This is a genomic window from Collinsella aerofaciens, assembly GCF_019131995.1.
Classification (GTDB): Bacteria; Actinomycetota; Coriobacteriia; order Coriobacteriales; family Coriobacteriaceae; genus Collinsella; species Collinsella aerofaciens_S.
In genome coordinates, this window is sequence record NZ_JAHONA010000022.1 from 20,915 (window position 1) to 37,381 (window position 16,467).

At 62.1% G+C, this 16,467-nt stretch carries 11 protein-coding genes and 1 pseudogene; 6 read left to right on the top strand and 6 right to left on the bottom strand.

The genetic code is table 11. The annotated features are described in order from the left end of the window. Positions 1-134 precede the first annotated feature (134 nt). The 6 genes from KSY82_RS07530 to pknB all read left to right on the top strand — a co-directional run bounded on the left by KSY82_RS07530 (position 135) and on the right by pknB (position 10,333). Positions 135-1,988, top strand: a complete 1,854-nt coding sequence (locus tag KSY82_RS07530) for a serine/threonine-protein kinase (RefSeq protein WP_217750805.1) — start codon at positions 135-137, stop codon at positions 1,986-1,988. Then, positions 1,985-2,998: an FhaA domain-containing protein gene (locus KSY82_RS07535; RefSeq protein ID WP_195503750.1), complete on the top strand. Its 1,014-nt coding sequence runs from the start codon at positions 1,985-1,987 to the stop codon at positions 2,996-2,998. The genes KSY82_RS07530 and KSY82_RS07535 overlap by 4 nt, the downstream gene beginning before the upstream one ends. 6 nt (positions 2,999-3,004) lie before the next feature. Beyond that, on the top strand, positions 3,005-3,421 hold the full coding sequence (locus KSY82_RS07540; protein ID WP_006235180.1) for an FHA domain-containing protein: 417 nt from the start codon (positions 3,005-3,007) through the stop codon (positions 3,419-3,421). Then, complete coding sequence (locus tag KSY82_RS07545) at positions 3,418-5,352, top strand: Stp1/IreP family PP2C-type Ser/Thr phosphatase (RefSeq protein ID WP_217750811.1); 1,935 nt, start codon at positions 3,418-3,420, stop codon at positions 5,350-5,352. The genes KSY82_RS07540 and KSY82_RS07545 overlap by 4 nt, the downstream gene beginning before the upstream one ends. 16 nt (positions 5,353-5,368) lie before the next feature. Next, a complete protein-coding gene (locus KSY82_RS07550) occupies positions 5,369-8,239 on the top strand; it encodes an FtsW/RodA/SpoVE family cell cycle protein (protein ID WP_217750813.1) in 2,871 nt (956 codons plus the stop codon). 132 nt (positions 8,240-8,371) lie between these two features. Continuing rightward, on the top strand, positions 8,372-10,333 hold the full coding sequence (gene pknB / locus KSY82_RS07555; RefSeq protein ID WP_217750815.1) for a Stk1 family PASTA domain-containing Ser/Thr kinase: 1,962 nt from the start codon (positions 8,372-8,374) through the stop codon (positions 10,331-10,333). A gap of 494 nt (positions 10,334-10,827) precedes the next feature. Here pknB and KSY82_RS07560 read toward each other — a convergent pair whose 3' ends face one another. The 6 genes and pseudogenes from KSY82_RS07560 to KSY82_RS07585 form a co-directional block, all read right to left on the bottom strand. Next, on the bottom strand, positions 10,828-11,700 hold the full coding sequence (locus tag KSY82_RS07560) for a PfkB family carbohydrate kinase (RefSeq protein WP_118080257.1): 873 nt from the start codon (positions 11,698-11,700) through the stop codon (positions 10,828-10,830). A gap of 99 nt (positions 11,701-11,799) precedes the next feature. Next, positions 11,800-12,768: an SIS domain-containing protein gene (locus tag KSY82_RS07565; RefSeq protein WP_118080255.1), complete on the bottom strand. Its 969-nt coding sequence runs from the start codon at positions 12,766-12,768 to the stop codon at positions 11,800-11,802. A 100-nt stretch (positions 12,769-12,868) separates the two neighbouring features. Continuing rightward, positions 12,869-13,726 carry a sugar phosphate isomerase/epimerase family protein gene (locus KSY82_RS07570; protein WP_118080253.1) on the bottom strand — a complete coding sequence of 286 codons (858 nt, stop codon included), beginning with the start codon at positions 13,724-13,726 and terminating at the stop codon, positions 12,869-12,871. A gap of 12 nt (positions 13,727-13,738) precedes the next feature. Further along, positions 13,739-15,202: a YfcC family protein gene (locus tag KSY82_RS07575; RefSeq protein WP_217750817.1), complete on the bottom strand. Its 1,464-nt coding sequence runs from the start codon at positions 15,200-15,202 to the stop codon at positions 13,739-13,741. Between the two features lie 197 nt (positions 15,203-15,399). Then, complete coding sequence (locus KSY82_RS07580; protein ID WP_118080248.1) at positions 15,400-16,134, bottom strand: GntR family transcriptional regulator; 735 nt, start codon at positions 16,132-16,134, stop codon at positions 15,400-15,402. 67 nt (positions 16,135-16,201) lie between these two features. After that, positions 16,202-16,467, bottom strand: a pseudogene (locus KSY82_RS07585) (hypothetical protein); the annotation flags it as partial.

A 16,467-nucleotide genomic window follows, 5' to 3' on the forward strand; every position in this document is an offset into this window, starting at 1 on the left:
CCAGACCCCAGACGGAGCTTAAATTGAATGTCGCCCACCTGCGCGTGCTACACTAGCAGCATCTATGCCACCGCGAACGGCTCGGCTCCGCGCCCGCCGCTCGCAAACGAACTTTAAACGCACGAGGGTTGGCCATGCCGCTTTTCTCGCAACATACCGCCCGGTTCTCGCCGGACGTTCCTTTGGAGGGCACCAGCTCTCGCGAGCTGCTCAAGCGGTACCAGCCGCTCGAGACACTTGCGACCGGCGGTTTTGGCTCCATCGAGATCTGCCGCGACACGCACCTGCGCCGCCGCGTCGCCATTAAGCGTATCCCCCTTATCAACGGTGCTGGCATGCCCGCCAGCGACATCATGGATGTCCTGCGCGAGGCGCACACCGCCGCCATGCTTCAACATCCCAATATCGTGCAGGTCATCGACTTTACGCACGACACAGCCTATGCCTACCTAGTCATGGAGTATGTCGGTGGCATGTCGCTGGCCGAGTTTTTGCACCGCGTGGACGGCCACTCACTTACCTTTGACGAGGCCGCAGCTATTGCCGATGCCCTGGGCCAGGCGCTCACCTTCGCCCATAGTAATGGCGTACTCCACCTGGACATTAAGCCCGCCAACGTGCTCATCGACCACTCGGGCAATGTAAAGCTCACCGACTTTGGCATGGCGCGACTGTCGTCCGCCGGTGGCTTTGGCGGTTCGCGCGGCGGCACCATCGGCTACATGCCGCCCGAGCAGCTCGATATCGAGACCGGCACGGTCGACGAACGCGCTGATGTCTTTGCCCTTGCCTGTGTGATCTACGAGGGCCTGTGTGGCAGCGCCCCCTTTATGGCGGCCACGCCCGCCGACTCGCTCGGCCACATCATCGGCGGCGCCACCTATCCCAGCGAGCTGATACCACACTTTCCCCCGGGAGCCGAGAGCGCGCTCATGAGCGCGCTCTCCCCCATGCCGCAGGACCGCCCCAACAGCATCGAGGCATTTTGCGACCAGCTCCTTGCCGGTCTGGGCAGCGTGCGCGAAGGCCGTCGCAGCCTGGAGCAAATGGTTGGCGAGCTTTCGGATGACGAGCAGGAGCTCGACGATATCGAGCCGTCGCACTACGAGGACGACGCCATCGAGGTCGACCCCGCACTCGGCTGGGCGGGCACGCGCTGGAGCCATGCGCGCGACTACACCATGCGCACTATCTCGGCGCTAACGTGCGGCACCTTTAGCTTTTTGCTGATGCAAACGGCCGGGGTCGCGGCGCTTCCCGGCCTGGTCATTGCGGCTATCGCGATCGGAGCGGCGGCTGGCCTGGCCCCCCAGATTGGCTCGGCCATCTCGGCTGTGGGCTTTTTGGTGCTCATGGCCAACGCCACCATGCAGGCACAGGGCATCCTGTCGATGCTGCCCGTCGCGGTGATCTTTGCCGCCGCCATGTCCGGTTGGTGGATCGCCTGGGGTCGCACCGAGACTGCCGCGAGCGCCACGCTCACCTGTGCACTCGCGCTTGGCTGTCTGACCGGCAATACCTTCCTGGCAGCTGGGGTCGCCGCCGGCGTCGCGTCATTTTGGCTCGGCCCGGCAAGCGCCGCCGCGGCAACGGGCATGGGCGCGCTTTTTGCCCGTCTGGCCACGGTCGCGCTTTCAGCCGGAGGCGTGCTGGGGCTCGGTAACGTTGCCGCAGCGCTGGGAGACCCGCTCCTTTGGGCTGCCTTTGTGCTGGTCGCGGCAACTGCCGCGGCGTCATCTGCGCTGCTCAATGTCCATGCCAAGCGTGCCAATCAGGGCTCAAACCTTGCCGCAATCGCCGCCATCGCTGTCACCGGCATCGGCTGCGCAGCGGCGTCCTGTCTTGCACACCATATGGAAATTGCCAGCCTTGCAGCCGCGGTCATCGCCAAGGCGGCGGTTGCGGGAATCCTATCCTCTATAATCGTTGGGATATGCCTATATTTGCTCGGATACCAAAGAACCTATACGGAGAGTGATCTTTCGTGAACTTCCTGAACATCTTCGAGGACCACGTGGCCGGCATCTTCGGTGCCACCCGTGCCCCGTTCTCCTTTAAGAAGCTTGCTAAGCAGGCCGCTCGCGACATGGAGGATCAGACTCTGGTGATTAACGGCGTCAACACGGCGCCGGCACTCTATACCATCCTTATCGCCGCCGACGACGATCCCATGCTCGCCCCGTTCTACCCCGAGCTTTCGCGCGAGGTCCGCGAGTTTGTGAAGGCGCAGGCCGAAAAGCGCCGCTATGTCTTTGTCGGCGAGCCCCTCGTGCGCTTTATGATCGATCCGCAGCTGCGCGCCGGCAAGTTCTCGGTCTTTGCCGAGAACGTCGATGCCCCCACGCTCGGCCGCCTGTACGAAGAAGAGCGCGCCTATCAAAACGGCCTGGGCCAGAACAACTCCGCGGCAAGCCGTGCCGCCAGCGCCCCGCGCGCCGGCCAGCAGCAGTTTGCTGCCCCGCAGCAGCAGCGCCCCGCCGCCATGCCCCAGCAGCAGCCGACGCCTCGCGCCGCCGCTCCCGACCCGCTTGCCGTGGCAGACCCCTTCGCGCCTAGCGTCCCCGACCCCGCCGCCGCACCCATCCCGGTGCCGCAGACCGTCTCGCGCGACTCGCTTGCCGGCATGGGCGGAGCCGCCGCGACCGGTGCCGCCGTGGGCCTAGGCGCCGCAGCCGGCATCGCCTCCAACATGGCGAGCACTCGCGCCCCGCAGCGCCCGCTCGCCCAGCTCGTCGACGTCGTGAGCGGCGAGAGCCATAGCATCACCTCCGCACAGGTGACCATCGGTCGCGAGCGCTCAGTTTCCGACATTGCCCTGCGCGACCCCAACGTGTCGCGCCGCCACGCCCAGCTCACCTTTACGGGCTCGGATTGGTCGATCGAGGACCTCAATTCCACCAACGGCACGCTCGTCAACAACCGCCGCATTACGCGCTGCCCGCTGCGCAACGGCGATCTGCTGACGTTTGGCCTGAGTACCTTTGAATTTAGGGGATAGTCGCTTATGAACATCGATATCGTCCTTTTTGCAGGCCGCATCGTCCTGGTCGCCCTGCTCTATATCTTCCTGTTCGCCGTCATGAAGACCGGCGTGGGACTTGTGCGCGGGCAGCGCCGCGACTCGGCTATCTGGACGATTGATGTGGACAAGGGTCCGCGCGGTATCCGCGGCATCCACGTAGACATGCTCGGCCCCGTCATCGTCGGCCGCTCGCCGTCTTCGGACATCTGCATCAACGAGCCGTTTGTCTCGGCCTCGCATGCGCGCTTTTCGCTGCAGGGCCCGGCGCTCATCATCGAGGACCTCAACTCGCTTAACGGCACGCTCGTCAACGGCCGCCAGCTCGTGGAGCCCGCGACGCTGCGTGAGGGCGACGAAGTCCAGATTGGCGATGTGGTCATGAAGGTGAACCGTCGATGATCGACGAGGAGAACAAGTCCGCAACTATGACCGAGGCACCGGCCGCCGCCACAGCTGCGCCGGCCCACGCCGCTCCGGCGGGCTCCGCACCCGTGGAGCCCGAGGACACCGTGTTCTCCCTGCCTCTTTCGCATGTAACGCATGATATTTCGGATCTCGCCGATAACGAGGACGAAGAGGATGCCGCAGCGGCGCCCATCGGCGCACATGCTGCGGAACAGCCCACAGCGCCCGAAGCAGCCCCGGCGCCGGCTCACTTTGCAGAGCCCGTCGCCGCGGCAATCAACGAGAGCGCTGCGGTGTTTGCGGCACCCGAGCCCGCCGCGCCGGCGTTTCCCATAGCCCCGGCATCCGAGGTTGCGCCCGCGTCTACGCCGGCGCCCGAGGCGGGGACATCCCCCGAGGACGGCCCTGCACCCAAGACCCCGCAGCCTGCGCCCGCAGGCGAGTCCGATGCCGTGGCCGAGCCCGCCGCCCAGTCGCAAAGCACGCCCGCGGCGTCGCACTTTGCGACGCCCGAGCCTATAGACGTCAGCCCGCAAGACGACGAGTCGACCGCCCGCGTGTCCGAGGAGCCCGACTCCCCGGACACCGGTGATTCCGAATCAAACGCCGAGACCGACACCGTCTCTCCCGGTGACACCGCCGAGATCGACGTTGCTGCCGTTGAGGCCAAGCTCAAAGACCCCGGCTCGACCATGAGCTTTGAGCCCCTGACCGAGGAGCGCATCGAGACCGACTCGACCTATGATGCCGGCACCACCACGCAACTCATGTGGGGCGCCCGCTCCGACGTTGGCTGCGTGCGCCCGCACAATGAGGATTCCTACCTGGTGCAGTCGCCGCTCTTTTGCGTATGCGACGGCATGGGTGGTCACGCTGCCGGCGAGGTAGCCTCTTCCATCGCCGTCGAGACTATTGCCAAGACGGCCCCACAGTCCGCCGACGCAGCACGCCTGGCCGCAGCCGTCGAGGCAGCCAACGCCGCCGTAATCGAGGCGGCCCTGAACGGCCTGGGCAAGCCCGGCATGGGCTGCACAGCCACCTGCGCCTACATCGAAAACGACACGCTCGCCATCGCCCACGTGGGCGACTCTCGCGCCTATCTGCTCCACGAGGGCACGCTCATCCGCGTGACCCGCGACCACTCCTACGTGGAGGAGCTCGTGGACGCCGGCGAGATCACGGCAGACGAGGCTCGCGTCCACCCCAACCGTTCGGTCATCACCCGCGCACTGGGCTCGGACCCCGCCATGTATGCCGACCACTTCACTCTGCATATCGAGGAAGGCGACCGCCTGATCCTGTGCTCCGACGGCCTCTCGAGCATGATTCCCGATAGCGATATCGAGAACATCGCCACGCAGTCCTCAACCGCGCAAATCTGCGTCGACAACCTAGTGGACGCGGCGCTTGCCGCCGGCGGCCACGACAACGTGACCGTAGTAGTCGTTGACCTGGTTGACGATGGCGTTATGCGCGAGGCGCAACGCGTGCGTCGCCGCAACGTTACTATCGCCGCCATCCTGGCCCTCGTCTTTGTGCTGGCAGCTGGCATCTGGGCCTACACGGGTGTCACCGGCTCGTACTACCTGGGTACCTACCAGGGCAATGTCGCCGTCTGGCGCGGCCTGCCCGGCAAGCCACTCGGACTCAAGCTCCACTGGCTCGAAAGCGAAACCAGTATCAAGCTGTCCGACCTGCCCGAAGACACGCAAAACCGCCTCAAGGCGGGCATTCCGCAAACAAGTGTCGACGATGCGCAGGACACCATTTCCAAATACCGTCATCAGATTGACGAGGAGCAGACCCGCCAGGTGATTGACGCACAAACGATCCGCGACAACACCGACCAGGGATCGACCTCCGAATCAGATTCCGAGAAAACCGCCGAACAGTCCGCCGAGGCCGAAGCCTCCGATAAGAATTAGAAAGGGAGTGCCGCTTATGAGTCGCCGCAACACCGAGCTGCTCTTGCTCATCGCCTCGGCGTTCCCCGTCATCCTGCTGTATGCGATGTACGTCCTCACCGCGGGCGCTGCCATCTCCTTTGAGACGCTCGCCGTACCGATCGGCCTCTTTGCCGCCTTTGCCGCGGCCCACATTGCCGTGCGCATCTTGGCGCCCGGTGCCGACCCCGCCATCCTGCCCATCGTATTTATACTTTCGGGCATCGGCATCACGTTCGTGACGCGTCTCGCCCCCGCCCTCGCCATCTCACAGCTCATCATCCTGTTTGTCTCGGTGGCGCTCATGGTGGGAACGCTTGCACTAGTCAAAAACCTCGACGTGGTCATGCGCTACAAGTACACCTTTGGCATCATCGGCATCATTCTGCTGATGCTGCCTATCTTTATCGGCACCACGATCTCGGGCTCCAAGCTGTGGATTCGCATCGCGGGCTTTACCATCCAGCCCGGCGAGTTCGCCAAGGTCTTTATCGTCCTGTTCCTGGCCGGCTACTTGGCCGAGAACCGCGAGTTGCTCTCCATCTCCAACCGCAAGATCCTGGGCTTTAAGATCCCTCGTCTGCGACTGCTGCTGCCGCTGTTTGCCGTGTGGGGTGTGTGCCTGCTCGTCGTCGTCTTCGAACGCGACCTGGGTTCGGCCGTGCTGTTCTACACCATCTTCTTGCTGATGCTCTACGTTGCCACGGGACGATTCTCGTATGTCGTTATCGGTCTTGCGCTCTTGGCCGTTGGAGCCGTGGGCGCCTACAAGTTCCTGTCGCACGTTCAGGTGCGTTTCCAGGTTTGGGTCGATCCGTTTAAGGACGCCCAGGGCCAGGGCTACCAGATCGTCCAGTCGCTCTTCTCGCTTGCCGATGGCGGTCTGGTCGGTGTTGGCATCGGCAACGGCATGGCCAACAACATCCCTGTCGTCGAGTCCGACTTTATCTTCTCGGCTATCGGCGAGGAGATGGGCCTTTTGGGCGGCGGCGCCGTGCTCATCCTGTTTATGCTCTTTGCCGTGCGTGGCCTCACCACGGCTGCCCGCGCTAAATCCGACCTCGCTGCCTTTAGCGCCACGGGCCTTACGGCCGCCATCAGCTTCCAGGCCTTCTTGATCGTTGGCGGCGTAACCCGCCTGATTCCGCTGACCGGCGTCACCCTGCCCTTTATGAGCCAGGGCGGCTCCTCGCTGCTGGCGAGCTTCATCATCGTCGCGCTCCTGCTGCGCGCCGGTGACGAGGCGACCGGACGCGAGGCCGAGCTTACCGGCACCGGCACCATGGCCGCCATCACCGATGATCAGGTCGCATCTGCCGCCGCCCCGACGGGCACGCGCTTTGCCACCTCGTCTTCCTACGGCAGCGGCAGCCATTCCGTCGGCTCGCGCATGCGCCGTCGCCTGCTCGACACGCCTGAATCCGGTGTGCTCGGCCGCGTTGCGCTCGCCAACCGTCTAACCCGCGCGGTGCTCGCCTTTACGGCGCTGTTCGCCATCCTTATCGGCAACCTCACCTATGTCCAGGTCATCAAGGCCAAGGACTATCAGGACATGCCAACCAACAACCACACCATCGCCCGCTCCAAGTACATCCAGCGCGGCTCCATCATCACGTCCGATGGCGTGACGCTGGCCGAGTCTCTGCAGCAGGAGGACGGCACCTACGCCCGCTCCTACCCCAACGGCAACATGGCCGCGCACGTGGTGGGCTACGTAAGTCAGCAGTACGGCACCGCCGGCATCGAGGCCGTCATGAACGACACGCTCACCGGCTCCAAGGATTACTCCAGCTGGAACAACGCCATCGCGTCGCTTGCAGGCCAAACCCAGCCGGGCAACACCGCCAAGCTCACCATCGACTCGCGCATCCAGACGGCCGCCGAGCAGGCGCTCAAGGGCTTTAAGGGCGCCGTGGTGGTCTTGGATCCGCGCACCGGCGCAGTCCTCGCGTGCGCCAGCTCGCCCACCTACGACAACACCAACATCGACGCGCTGCTGCAGACGGGCGGCGGCGAGGACGGCTCCATGTACGACCGCGCCATGGACGCGCTGTACACCCCGGGTTCCACCTTTAAGGTCGTCACGCTTTCCGCCGCACTCGAGACCGGAACCGCCAGCCTCACGAGCACCTATCAGGCACCCGGCTCCATGGACATCGGCAACGCGCCGGTCACCAACGACGCCAACGAGAGCTACGGCACCATCAGCCTGCAGCAGGCCTTTGCCGTCTCCTCCAACGTCGTCTTTGGCCAGGTGGCCAACGAAGTGGGCGCAAACACGCTCGTGCAGTTTGCCAACGCCTTTGGCTACGGCCAGAAGCTCGGCCAGGACCTGACCTCCACGGCCTCCATCATGGCCGATCCGTCGCTCATGACCGAGTGGGAGACCGCCTGGGCAGGTGCCGGCCAGCCCGTCGGCATGGACCACACGCCCGGCCCGCAGACCACGGTCATGCAAAATGCCGTGATCGCCGCGGCCATCGCCAACAGCGGTGTGGTCATGGACCCGTTCTTTGTTTCCCAGGTGCTCGCACCGGACGGAACCGTGGTCAAGACCACGCAGTCCCGCTCGCTGGGCCAGGCCGTCAGCTCTGCCACGGCCGACCAGGTCAAGCAGGCCATGCTCGCCGTCGTCCAGTCCGGCACCGGCACCGATGCCCAGATTCCGGGCGTCAAGGTTGCCGGCAAGACCGGCTCGGCCGAGACCGGCGGCACCAACGTCAACTCGATGTTTATCGGCTTTGCACCCTACGATTCACCCACGGTCGCCATCTCGGTGGCCTTGGAGGATTACGACCAACACGACGTCAAGGCGGCCAAGATCGCCGGCATCGTCCTGACTGCGGCACTCGCCGCCCAGGGAGCGTGATGCCCGTGATCGAATCGGACACCCGGGGCGCGCCGCGGCCTAAGGGCTAGCGGCAATGCGCCACATGGCCCCAGCGGCCACACAGTAGGTACTACACACATCGTTGAGCGAATAGTTATGTTAGGAGCAGGAATGGAACAGAGGGTCCTCGGGGGAAGATACCTCCTCAAGGATAAGGTAGGAACAGGCGGCATGGCGACCGTCTACCGTGCACAGGACCAGGTTCTCGACCGCACGGTAGCCGTCAAGATCATGCTGCCGCAGTATGCTGGCGACGCAACCTTCGCCGCACGCTTTAAGCAGGAGGCCCAGGCAGCAGCCGGTCTCTCCTCCCCCTATATCGTGGGCGTCTACGATTGGGGCAAGGACGGCGACACCTATTACATCGTCATGGAGTACCTGCGCGGAACCGACCTTAAGAGCGGCATCAAGAGCCACGGCGCCCTCGACCCCAAGAAGGTCGCCCAGATCGGCTCGCAGATTAGCTCCGCGCTTTCGGTCGCCCACAAGCACGAGATCATCCACCGCGACATTAAGCCGCAGAACATCATGGTGCTGCCCGACGGCAACATCAAGGTGATGGACTTTGGCATCGCGCGCGCCAAGAACAGCCACCTCACGCAAGACAACAACGTGCTGGGAACCGCCCACTACGTCAGCCCCGAGCAGACCCGCGGTCAGGACCTCGGCCCCACCTCGGATATCTACTCGCTGGGCGTCGTGATGTACGAGTGCGCCACTGGCCGCGTTCCCTTTGACGGTGACGACGCTATCTCGGTCGCACTCAAGCAGGTCAACGAGCTGCCTATTCCGCCGAGCCAGATCAACTCCGGTGTCGACGCCGACCTTGAGCGCATCATCCTCAAGTGCATGGAGAAGGACCCGGCAAACCGCTTCCAGACCGCCGACGAGCTGCGTCAGGTGCTCAACAGCTACCTGTCGGGCCGTGCCGTCAACGTCTCGGAGCCCACGCGCATCATCGGTGCCCCCGGTGAGCTGGGCGCCACCAAGACTCGCGAGCTTTCCGATCAGACGCGCGCCATGGTGCGTCCCGTCTCGGGCGTGAGCGGCCAAAATACCGCCCGTAGCTCGGTTTCGGGCTCCACCGGCTCCTACGAGGTCGAAAAGCCCAAATCCAACAAGAACAAGATCATCGCCGCCGTGGTGGCAGCCGTTGCCGTCATCGGCATCATGGTGGCCTTTGCCACAGGACTCTTTGGCGGCGAGCAGGTCACCGTGCCCGATGTGCTGGGCAAGGACCAGCAGACTGCCGTCGAGCTGATCAAGGAAGCCGGCCTCGAGGTCGGCACCATCGACCAAAGCTACAACGACGATGTCGACGAGGGCAAGGTCGCCGAGCAGACGCCCAACGGCAACACCAAGAAGACCAAGGGCACCAAGGTGAACCTGGTAATCTCCAAGGGCCCCAAGCCCTCCGAAAAGGTTGAGGTTCCCAAACTTGTCGGCCTGACCAAGGACCAAGCAGAAGCCGCACTGGCAAGCGTTGGCCTGAAGGGCAACGCCTCCGAGGAGGCCAACGAGGCTGATGAGGGCCAGGTCTTTGAGCAGGGCACCGAAGCCGGTAAGGAAGTCGCGAAGGGCACGACCATCTCGTACAAGGTCTCGAGCGGCCCGGATACCACGTCCGTCCCCGACCTGACCGACATGACCGAGGCCCAGGCGCGCAACGCCCTCGATATGGCAGGCTTTGGCGTCGACGTGAGCTACCAGGAGAACGACTCGGTTACCGAGGGCACCGTGATCAGCTGGAACCCCAGCGGCAAGCAGAAGCCCGGCGCCACGATTACCGTCGTCATTGCCAAGAAGTCCGGCAAGGCCTCCGTCCCGGGCAACCTGTACGGCAAGAGCATCTCCGCCGCCGTTACCGCGCTCAACAACGCCGGTTTCTATAACATTGGCTTCTGTGACCAGAACGGCAATCCCGTAAGCGGTAACGAGGATGCCACCGTTACGGGCGTCTCCCCCACTGGCAAGCAGTCCACCGACAGCACGATTACGCTGACGGTCGCACTTTCTGGCTCGGGCTCTGGCTCTGGCTCGGGCACGGGTGACGATTCCGGTACGACCAACTAGTCGCCACCCCACCGCTCATCACGGCTCTCGCCGCAAACATATTCGCTCAACGGCGCCCGCTTGCTCCCCCGCAAGCGGGCGCTTTATTTATCGACAGACCATGGCCCCTTAGCAACGCAAAGAGGCCCGCAAAAGCGAGCCTCCCAGGTGACAACAGAATATGTAATGCAGTAATTACTGGCCGCAGAACTTCACCATGATCTCGACCATGGACTCTTGCCTATGGACAAAATGTCCATAGGCAAGGAGATGAAAGAGTAAGGACAACGCCCTCTAAAAGAAGGCCGTATATGAAGATTGCATATCCCTTTTGCCTTCATATACTCAAGAAGCACCCCTCGAAGCGCTCCTGAGAGGCCCCCTTGGATGCAACCCAGGGGATCCAGATTCTGGTAGACATCGGCGCAGCAAAATCCTGCCGCGCAGGCACGAACGGACATCTTGACTCCTAACGCAATGCGGGGCGCCCCAAGACACCCCGCCACGACAAAAAACTAGTTCTCGTAGACCAGCGGGTGGCCCCAACTGCCCTCGATCTTGCAGGTCTCCGCCGCAAAACCGGCAGCGAAGTCCAAGCTCTCGCGAATCGCGGCCTCGCCGCACTCGCCGGCCTTCTTCTTGGAAAGATAGGTGACCAAAAACGCCGTCAGCAGTGAATCGCCGGCCGCCATAGCGTCTTTGAGCTCCTCGGGCGCCACGGGCTTGATGCCCTGCTCGTAGAAGTTTTCGCCGTCATAGGCGACGGAGCCCTTGCTCCCGCGCGATGCGCATACGATTTGAGGGCCAAGGGCCTTCACCCACTCGAGCTTCGCCTTGATATCCTCCAGGGAAGCGTCGCCCATGGACATAAAGGCGTACGTCACAAATGGCGCAATCTGCCCGAAGTACTCGTCGGTGGAGTCATCGGAGAAGTCGAAGCTGATAGGCACGCCGGCAGCCTTGATCTTGGGGAGCTCGCGCTCGGTGAAGCAGTAGTTGCCGCTGTGCACCAAATCGAAGCCGCTGACGTACTCGGCGGCGAAGCGGTCTATCACGTAGCGCATGTCGCCACGTATGCCGCCTTCATTGGAGCCCAGGAAGATACGGTCCCCGGTCTCGTCAACGGTCACGCGAGCGGCGCCGTTGACGCCCAGGACCTGCTGGCAGCGAAGAAGCTCGACGCCCTCGTCCTCGAGCGATGCTATAACGTGCTCGGCCTCCTCATCTGATCCGAAGATTCCCATGTAGGCGCTGCGATCGACGCCGAGCTTCTTGGCGAAGACGGCGAAGTTAACTGCATTGCCGCCGGGATACATGGTCTTGATGTGCTCGTACTTATCGACAACGTTGTCTCCAAAGCCAAGCACGCTTATAGGATAGGCTGCCATGGTTATCTCCATTCAGGTAAACCGCCGTGGTTACGGCGAGCAGACGGGGCGCGAGGGATTCGCACGTCTCAACGCGCCTCGCGCCCCGTTTTAAAATCGCTAGTACTTCTCGATGCCCATGTAACGACGCACGTCCGGGTGATGGTCGAACACCTTGCCGCGAGCGGAGCGCAGCTCACAGTTCATCGCGTAGAACAGGATTGGATCAAGGAACGCGCGAACGCTCGCCGGTACTTGGTCCATGCCGTACTCCATGGCGTCGAGCACCATAAGAGTGTCGGTATGGGTCTCGAGGAATGCGAGGGCGCGCTCATCCATGGCTCGGCACTCACTAGAAGACATCTGCAGGAAGTAGAAGACTCCGGGCTCGGTCACCTCGAAGGGGCCGTGGAAGTACTCGCCGGAGTGGATATAGGCGCAGCTCTGCCACTGCATCTCCATAAGCGAGCAGATAGCGAAGCCATAGGCCTGGCTAAACACGGGACCGGACCCCAAGATATACAGGAACTTGTGGTCCTGGCACAGGGCGGCAAAACGGTCGCAGAGTTCGGCGTTGACCTTCTCGCGAGCTGCAGGCAGGATCTGGTCCATCTTGGCGATGCCTTCGTACATGTCGGCAAGGTCGGCATAACCTTCCTGCTGATCCAGGAGCTCGGAAGCGAGAGCCAAAGAGATGCCGGCGGGCACCTCCGCCTGCGGAACTCCCTCGCCCCACGGATATACCCAGCACGTCCACTCACCGTTATCGATGCCGGAACCCGCGTTGTCCGTCTGCACGATAACGGTCGCGCCCGCCGCCTTGGCGATCGAGCACGCATCGATTACCTCGGGGGTGTTGCCGGAGTGGCTGCAAGCGATGACAAGGGACTTTTCGCCCAGGCGCTTGGGACGCATGATATCGAACTCGCGGGCGGTATACGCCTCGCTGGCAAACGTAGTCGCCTCGCGCTTGAGCAGCTCGTGGGCGGGCAGCAGGTCGATGAGGGAGCCGCCGCAGGCAACCCAGAAGACGCTATCGAAACCGCCCTTTTCAGCGATTGCGTCGGCGATAAGATCATGTGCGTTCATTGTTATTCTTCCTTTCGATACGGCGGACGAATCCGCCAACGTTTACTGCGAGTCTTCTCGTCAAGCGTGTTGACTTCCCCACGCGAATGGGAGCTACGCGCTAGTCGACAAAATACCTCTCGAAGGCGTCCATGTTGTGCCGGTCCGCTGCTGCGGGATCATCGAAATACCTTCCATCGGTGATCTCCTGGCCAAGATAGCCCTCGAACCCATGCGCGTTGAGGACGCGTACGAAATCGTCCATACTGTGCTTTCCATCGCCCCAAACCAGATGGCCATATGGGTCGCCATCAATGAAGCGCATGTTCCTTATGGCACCATCGCCAAACTCGGCAAACCACTCTTCAAGGCTCTCGCCGGCGACTCCCATAGCGGTAGTGTCCACCATTGGAGTAAGGTGCGGGCTGGCTACTTGGTCAAGCATGCGCCTGGCGTCCGCGAGTGTAACCACCAAGTTGCTCTCTTCCGGCCTCAGGCTCTCCATGCAGAGGGTCACGCCGTGCTCGCCGGCATAGTCCGCAAGAATCGCCAAGTGCTCGGCAGAGCGCTTCCAAGCCTCCTCGCGGTCCTCGTCCCAATCGCCCCAACCGGAGTTGATGGACATATACGGGGCGCCGAGCACCTCGGCGAGCTCGATGCCGTGCTTAAAGTAAGCGAGGCTCCGCTGCGCGTGGAGGGGCTTTCTGGCAGCGTACTGCCACGGATACACCACGTTCTCCGGACACAGGGAGCTCACGGAGAGTCCGCGGGACTCGATCTTGCGGCGAAGCTCGTCGGCCTCGAAATACCCCGTGTGGTCCAGCGTCACGTGCGGCTCGGCCGCCCAAAGCTCGATGGTTTTGAAGCCAAGGCGCTGCTGAGCATCAAGGAAGTAATCGAGCGACCACATGATGTAGTGAATGTTCATGCCGGCGACCTGCTCGCGACGCAGACGGGGTGTGGAAGCGCTTAAATCCATGCTGGGCACCTCCTACATCGGCAGTAGGCCGGAGATCACAGTCGCGACCAATCCGAACAGAACCATGAAGATAAAGAACTTCCAGATGGTCTTCCACCATTGCCCGAAGGAGATCTTCGCCACGGCAAGACCCGCGACGGTCATGCCCGCAACGGGGCTGATGGTGTTGACGGTCTGGTTCGCGAACTGCAGAGCGGTGACGGCAGCCTCGGAATTGAGGCCCATAAGCTCGGTCAGCGGGCCCATGACGGGCATGGTGAGTGCAGCGAGGCCGGAGCTGGAAGGAACCAGCAGCGAAAGCAGGCCGAGGACGATGTACATGAAGGTGGTATAGATGAAGGACGGAGCGCCCGCAAGGAGTCCGACGAGCCAGTTAAGAATAGAGTCGATGATCATTCCGCCCTCTGCGACGACCAGGATGCCGCGGGCGATGCCGATGATGCAGGCTGCGTAGGCGAAGTCGGCGATTCCGCGGACGAACTCCTCCGCAATGGTCTTCTCGTCCAGGCCGCCGAGTATGCCGGCAAGAAGGCCCATGGCCAGGAACACCATGGAGATCTCGTCCATATACCAGCCCTGGGTAACGAGGCCCCACACGATAACGCCCATGCCGACCGCGAAATCAATGAGGACGAGCTTGTGGCGAAGCGTGAACTCCTCTTCGATAGAGGCATCGGTGACAGAGAACTCGATGCGCTTCTGCTTATCGTCCTCATAGGTGATGGAGGACTTGGGATCGAGCTTGACGCGGCGCGCATAGCGCATGGCCCAGAAAATGCCCGCGGCGGTGAAGATGACCCACAGGATGGCGCGGAGCCAAAGCTGGGGATTTCCCTCGATGCCGATAACGCCCTGGGCGATCAGCACGTTGAAAGGATCAATAGTGGATGCGCAGTAACCAAGGTTGGGGCCGAGGAAGCAGATGATGAACGCGGTCATGGAGTCATACCCGATGCTCAGCATGATGGGGATGAAGATCGCGTAGAACGGCAGCGCCTCCTCGGACATGCCGAACGTGGTGCCGCAGATCGAGAGCAGGATCATGGAGATGGGGATGATCAAGATGTCCTTGTTCTTCAGCTTCTTGATCACGCGGCTCATGCCGGCGTTTAGGGCGTTGGTCTTGGTGACGATGGCGAACGATCCGCCGATCAGCAGGACGAACGCGACGACATCGGCCGCAGCCTGAATGCCCTTGGCGGGAGCCTGCAGGACGGCATCGATGCCCTGTCGCAGATCGACGGTCTCCCCCGTCTCCGAATCGGTGTAGACCTTGTCGACCTCTTGGTACGTTCCGGCTACGGCGACTTCTCGCTCGCCCGCGGCCGTCTGAATGGTCTGGCGGTCGAACTGACCCGATGGGACGATCCATGTGAGCACCGCGAAGAACACGATCAGCATGAACGCGATGGTGTACACATGGGGAAGCTGGAGATGGAATCTGCGCTTGGGCTTCTCCTGTTTGGCATCCGACATTCTTAACCTCCTGCCAGAGCAACGATGCTTGCCAAAAATCCTTCACGTATAGGCAAACATCTTAGGTTGTTCTATGTATAACCTGCATGAAGGCGTCGGTCAAGAAACATATTAGGTTGTTCTATAAGTGGTAACTTTTACGCGCTAAACGGACCTGCCGCGGCAATACGAGAACAGCGCTGTGTGAGACAGAGCCGCTAGATATCGAAGCTGTAGCGCGAACCCACGTAGTACTGTCTGCCATAGCAGAAGCGCTCTCCGTTGGAATCGAGAAAGCCCGCGTTCATGAAGAACAGCGGCTCCCCTACTGGGACCTTGAGCTCGCGGGCGGCATCAATTCCCGCACGGGCGATCTCCAGCCTGCAGGGATCGGACGAGCAGGGATACCTACCCGTACGCTCCCCCACGGCCTCGAATATCGAACAATTGGAGAGACCGATATCTTTGAGAAATTCGAATCCATCGACAGGATAGTAGTTGTTCTCGAACAGGACCGGCACGCCGTCTGCGGTACGCACGCGTGAGACCAAGATGAGGTCAGAGCCTTCATCCAAGCCAAAGAAAGAAGCGAGGTCGCGATCGGCGGCAACGGTCTTGCGGGCAACGACGCGAGCGCCCGCCTTCATGCCGTTTTCAGCGCATGCTTGGGTAAAACTCTGAACATCGTCCTTCTGATGCACCTTGCGAATTATCTTTGTCGCGGTCACAAACGTACCACGCCCCTGCCGCTTGGTGAGATACCCCTCGCCCACAAGCTCCTCTATTGCGCGGCGAACCGTGACCCTTCCCACGCCGTACATCTTAGAAAGCTCAAGTTCCGTTGGAATCTGCGAGTCAACGGGATATGTCCCCTGTTCGATATCGCTCTTAAGCAAATCGAGCACCTGTTGATACAGCGGGGCGGAAGAGCCCCCATCCAGATGCGCATCCACAAAAACTCTCCCTTTAAGGCGTTCGCGATCTCAACGACTCCATTCTACCGCACACGGAAAAATGAGGTTAAACACATAGGGGCCCTGCATGTTTGAGCGGATCGGGAATCTGGTCGCTGATTTCGTCCGCATTTGCTTGCGAAAAACCAAAACGCTCCTCGCGCTTGGCGAACACGGTGAGGCCCGCCGCCTTGCACGCAGCGATCGATGATGCTCGTGTGATGTTGGCTTCCTTCCTTTGCTTGCGAGGCGCGTCACTCGTCCTGCTGAGCCGCGGGCCCATCGTTCGGCGTGGCCTGCCTGCGCGGGGCATGCCGGGAATTGATGTAGTCG

Coding starts and splice junctions, on each gene's coding strand:
- KSY82_RS07530 (WP_217750805.1), top strand. CDS start 135: ATGCCGCTTTTCTCGCAACATACCGCCCGGTTCTCGCCGGACGTTCCT.
- KSY82_RS07540 (WP_006235180.1), top strand. CDS start 3,005: ATGAACATCGATATCGTCCTTTTTGCAGGCCGCATCGTCCTGGTCGCC.
- KSY82_RS07545 (WP_217750811.1), top strand. CDS start 3,418: ATGATCGACGAGGAGAACAAGTCCGCAACTATGACCGAGGCACCGGCC.
- KSY82_RS07550 (WP_217750813.1), top strand. CDS start 5,369: ATGAGTCGCCGCAACACCGAGCTGCTCTTGCTCATCGCCTCGGCGTTC.
- pknB (WP_217750815.1), top strand. CDS start 8,372: ATGGAACAGAGGGTCCTCGGGGGAAGATACCTCCTCAAGGATAAGGTA.
- KSY82_RS07560 (WP_118080257.1), bottom strand. CDS start 11,700: ATGGCAGCCTATCCTATAAGCGTGCTTGGCTTTGGAGACAACGTTGTC.
- KSY82_RS07565 (WP_118080255.1), bottom strand. CDS start 12,768: ATGAACGCACATGATCTTATCGCCGACGCAATCGCTGAAAAGGGCGGT.
- KSY82_RS07570 (WP_118080253.1), bottom strand. CDS start 13,726: ATGGATTTAAGCGCTTCCACACCCCGTCTGCGTCGCGAGCAGGTCGCC.
- KSY82_RS07575 (WP_217750817.1), bottom strand. CDS start 15,202: ATGTCGGATGCCAAACAGGAGAAGCCCAAGCGCAGATTCCATCTCCAG.